The 3,988-nt window shown below is 72.6% G+C and carries 3 protein-coding genes and 4 pseudogenes; 2 read left to right on the plus strand and 5 right to left on the minus strand.

The features are described from left to right. The 4 genes and pseudogenes from EAO71_RS34035 to EAO71_RS34050 all read right to left on the minus strand — a co-directional run. Positions 1-204: pseudogene (locus EAO71_RS34035) on the minus strand (23S rRNA (adenine(2503)-C(2))-methyltransferase RlmN); the annotation flags it as partial. Beyond that, positions 192-692, minus strand: a pseudogene (locus EAO71_RS34040) (MFS transporter); the annotation flags it as partial. The pseudogenes EAO71_RS34035 and EAO71_RS34040, both read right to left, overlap by 13 nt. Positions 693-699: 7 nt before the next feature. Then, positions 700-1,167, minus strand: a complete 468-nt coding sequence (locus EAO71_RS34045; protein ID WP_147981691.1) for an ArsI/CadI family heavy metal resistance metalloenzyme — start codon at positions 1,165-1,167, stop codon at positions 700-702. A gap of 37 nt (positions 1,168-1,204) precedes the next feature. After that, positions 1,205-2,554, minus strand: coding sequence for an NAD(P)-binding domain-containing protein (locus EAO71_RS34050; RefSeq protein WP_410094272.1), 1,350 nt, complete (start codon positions 2,552-2,554; stop codon positions 1,205-1,207). A gap of 7 nt (positions 2,555-2,561) precedes the next feature. Between EAO71_RS34050 and EAO71_RS34055 the strand changes: the two are divergent. Both EAO71_RS34055 and EAO71_RS34060 read left to right on the plus strand, forming a co-directional pair. Beyond that, positions 2,562-2,717, plus strand: a pseudogene (locus EAO71_RS34055) (flavoprotein); the annotation flags it as partial. A 136-nt stretch (positions 2,718-2,853) separates the two neighbouring features. Continuing rightward, positions 2,854-3,117 (plus strand): annotated as a pseudogene (locus EAO71_RS34060) (helix-turn-helix domain-containing protein); the annotation flags it as partial. 2 nt (positions 3,118-3,119) lie between these two features. On the opposite strand, the gene EAO71_RS34065 reads toward EAO71_RS34060, so the two are convergent. After that, positions 3,120-3,869, minus strand: coding sequence for a helix-turn-helix domain-containing protein (locus tag EAO71_RS34065; protein ID WP_147981693.1), 750 nt, complete (start codon positions 3,867-3,869; stop codon positions 3,120-3,122). Between the last annotated feature and the right edge of the window lie 119 nt (positions 3,870-3,988).

Raw genomic sequence — 3,988 nt, forward strand, 5'->3', positions numbered from 1 at the left:
GACCTTCCAGCGGGTGTTGACGGGGACCAGGGTGTCGCGCAGCTCGTCGTCGGGGGCGTGCAGCGAGACGGCGAGACGGCACTTGAAGCCCTCGTCGGCGAACCGCAGCATCGCGGGCACGAGGCCGACGGTGGAGACGGTGATGCCGCGCTGCGAGAGCCCGAGGCCGTCCGGCTCGGGGTCGGTGAGGCGGCGGTGAGCGGTGCGAAGACGGTGGAGGCGAGTCCGCCGGCGAGGGTGACGAGGGTGAGGGCGCGGACGTGGCCGGGGGCCCACCAGCGGGTGATGGCGGCGAAGGCGGGCTGGTAGAAGGTGGCGGACATGGCCAGTCCGGCCAGGAGCCAGCCGGCGAAGAACACCGGCAGGTTCGGGGCCAGGGCCACGATCACCAGGCTCGCCGTGCCCACGGCGGAGCCTGCCGTCATGACCGCGCGGGGGCCGCGGTGGTCGATGGTCCGGCCGACGCGGATTCCGGCGAGGCCGGAGACGACGAGGGCCAGCGAGAACGCGGCCATGGTGGCGGTGGTGGACCAGCCGGTGGTGGCGGTGATCTCGGGGTCGAGCACGGGGAAGGCGTAGTACACGATGCCCCAGCCGGTGATCTGCGTGGCGCACAGCGCGGGCAGGACGGCGCGGGGCCGCGACCGGTCCCCCGTTCCGGTCGCGGCCCCGCGGGTGCGAAGGTGTGGCATCAGGTGATCAGCAGCAGCCGCCGGCATCGACGGTGGCCGGTTCGCCCGCCCGGGCGTCGGCGGTCTCCGGGCGGGAACAACACGTACCGGCCGGCTGCTTGGCGAGGGTGTCGGCGTCGGCCTTGACGACGTACACCTCCCACGGTTCGCGGCCGGGGCCGTGGACCCACACCTTGTCCTGGAGGGCGTAGCAGCAGGTGGTGTCGTTCTCCTCGACCGTGGCGAGGCCTTCCCGGGCCAGTCCGGCGGCGGCGGCGCGCACGGCGTCGGTGCTGTCGACCTCCACGCCGAGGTGGTCCAGGCGGGTGTCGTCGTCGCCGCCCTCGATGAGGACGAGCTTGAGCGGGGGTTCGGTGAGGGCGAAGTTGGCGTAGCCGTCCCGGAGTTTGGCCGGCTCGGTACCGAAGAGCTTGGTGTAGAAGGCGACGGACGCCGACAGGTCGGGTACGCGCAGGGCGAGCTGTACACGGGACATGACGGTCCTCCTGCTGTGAGTGGGTGATCCGTGCGGGTCAGCAGCCTCCGGAGGCGGCCGGGGCGTCGGCGCCGAGCCGGATGAGAGCGGGAGCGGGTGCGCAGCAGCCGCCGCCGTCGGCCGCGTCGTCGGTCCGCGGCTCGTCGAAGAGGCCGGCGCCGCCGCAGACCCCGGTCTCGGGCAGGACGAGTTCGACGCGTTCGGCGGACTCGTGGTCGCCCGCGATCGCGGCGGCGACCGAGCGGACCTGCTCGTAGCCGGTCAGCGCGAGGAAGGTCGGCGCGCGGCCGTAGGACTTCATGCCGACCAGGTACACGCCGGGCTCCGGGTGGGAGAGCTCCTTCACGCCGTGCGGGTAGACCGTGCCGCAGGAGTGCTGGTTCGGGTCGATCAGCGGCGCGAGCTCGACGGGAGCCTGGAGGCGCTCGTCGAGGCCGAGGCGGAGTTCGCCGAGGAAGGTGAGGTCGGGGCGGAAGCCGGTGAGGACGATGACCTCGTCGACCGGGTCGATGCGGTGGCCGTCCTCGGAGACCAGGACGAGCCGCTCGCCGGCGCGTTCGATCGCCTGGGTGCGGAAGCCGGTGACGGCGTCCGCGTGGCCTTCGTCGACGGCGGCCTTGGCGGCGAGACCGAGGGCGCCGCGGGCGGGGAGCTCGTCGGCGGTGCCGCCGCCGAAGGTGGAGCCGGAGATGCCCCGGCGCAGGATCCAGGTGGTGTGCGTGCCGTCGCCGTCTTCGGACTTCGCGAGGTCGGCGAGGGACGCGAGGGCGGTGAAGGCGGAGGCGCCGGAGCCGATCACGGCGGTGCGCTTCCCGGCGTAACGGGCGCGTGCGGCGGGGTCCTTCAGGTCGGGGACGCGGTAGGAGATCCGGTCGGCCGCCGCGCGCTCGCCCAGCGCCGGCAGTCCGTCGCCGCCGGCCGGGCTCGGGAGGGCCCAGGTGCCGGACGCGTCGACGACGGCGCGGGCGAGGATCCTCTCCTCACGGCCGTCGGCGTGGACGACGTGCACCGTGAACGGCATGGTGTCGCGGTCGGCGTCGACGACGCGGTCCCGGCCCGCGCGGGAGACCCCGGTGACGCGGGCCCCGGTGCGGACGCGCTCGCCGAGGACGTCGGCGAGCGGCTGCACGTACTGCTCGGCCCAGTCACCCCCCGTGGGGTAGGTCGCCGGGTGCGGCTTCACCCAGCCGGTGGGGGCGAGCAGCTTCTCGGCGGCCTGGTCGGTGACCTCGCCCCAGGTGGAGAACAGCCGTACGTGCGACCACTCGCGCACCGCCGCCCCCGCCTGCGCGCCGGCCTCGAGGACCAGCGGCTCCAGCCCGCGGTCGACCAGATGGGCGGCGGCGGCCAGCCCGGCCGGGCCGGCTCCGATGACCACGACGGGCAACTGCTCGGTGGCGGTGCGCGAGTGGTCGCACGTACGGCTGTTCTCCACCTGGGGCGAGGTCACCGACCAGGCCGCCGAGAAGCTGCTCGCCCCCACCGGCTGGGTGAAGCCGCACCCGGCGACCTACCCCACGGGGGGTGACTGGGCCGAGCAGTACGTGCAGCGATAGGGAATCTGTTGCAACGGTGCAACGGTCCTGTCAGTAATGCAACGCAACGCCATCGATCATTGCAATGGATTGAAAGTGAACGCTATAGTGGGGCCAGGCGACACCACGAACGAGCACCAGGGAGACCGCGATGCCGGGAGGCAGGCTCACTCAGCAGGAACGTCAGCAGATCGCGCTGGGGCTGGCGGACAGCCTCCCCTACGCCGAGATCGCGAGGCGCCTCGACCGTCCCACCTCGACCATCACGCGTGAGGTCATGCGCAACGGCGGCCCCACCGGCTACCGCTCCGATCTGGCCCACCSCGCCACCGCCGTGGACCGGGGCCGGCGACGTGGCGCGACGGAGGGCGAGACCGTCGAGCCGTGGCCTTTCGGCCGCCTCGATGCCGACGCTCCTCAGGCGTCTGCCTGTTCCTCGGGACCGTCCGGGGCGGGCGCGGGCTTGGTGTGGAGGACTTCGCGGGCCTGTTCGGCGGCCCGGGTGATGCTCTCGCTGATGAAGTCGAGGAAGCGCGCGATGTTCTCCAGCCGGTTGGCGGCGGGGGTCTGGGGGCCGAGGACGGCCACGCCCAGCCGTGCGGTCTTCACGAGCTCGTCGTTGGCCCGGGCACTGGCGATGGTCGCCTGGAAGAAGAGTTCGTCGTCGATGACGTAGCGGTCGCGACGGCGTTCGTCGCGCTCCCGGCGGACGAGGCTCTGGCTCTCCAGGAAGGCGATCGCCTTGGAGATCGACGCCGGGCTGACCTGGAGCTTCTGGGTCAGCTCGGACGCGGTGAGGCTGCCCGCGTCGGAGGTGAACAGGCACGTCAGCACCCGCGCCCCCATCTTGGGCACGCCCGAGCCCATCAGGACGGTGGTGAGCGTCTCCTCGTACTCGGCCACGGCCTCGGCCTCGCGTCCGTGCGGCATCGGGGCCGATTCCGGCCCGCGGGCGGGCGCGGACCGGCGACGGTGCGCGCGCCGCTCGGTGGCGCGGTGGGCCAGATCGGAGCGGTAGCCGGTGGGGCCGCCGTTGCGCATGACCTCACGCGTGATGGTCGAGGTGGGACGGTCGAGGCGCCTCGCGATCTCGGCGTAGGGGAGGCTGTCCGCCAGCCCCAGCGCGATCTGCTGACGTTCCTGCTGAGTGAGCCTGCCTCCCGGCATCGCGGTCTCCCTGGTGCTCGTTCGTGGTGTCGCCTGGCCCCACTATAGCGTTCACTTTCAATCCATTGCAATGATCGATGGCGTTGCGTTGCATTACTGACAGGACCGTTGCAACAGAT

The sequence above is a fragment of the Streptomyces sp. MS191 genome (assembly GCF_008042125.1).
GTDB lineage: Bacteria > Actinomycetota > Actinomycetes > Streptomycetales > Streptomycetaceae > Streptomyces.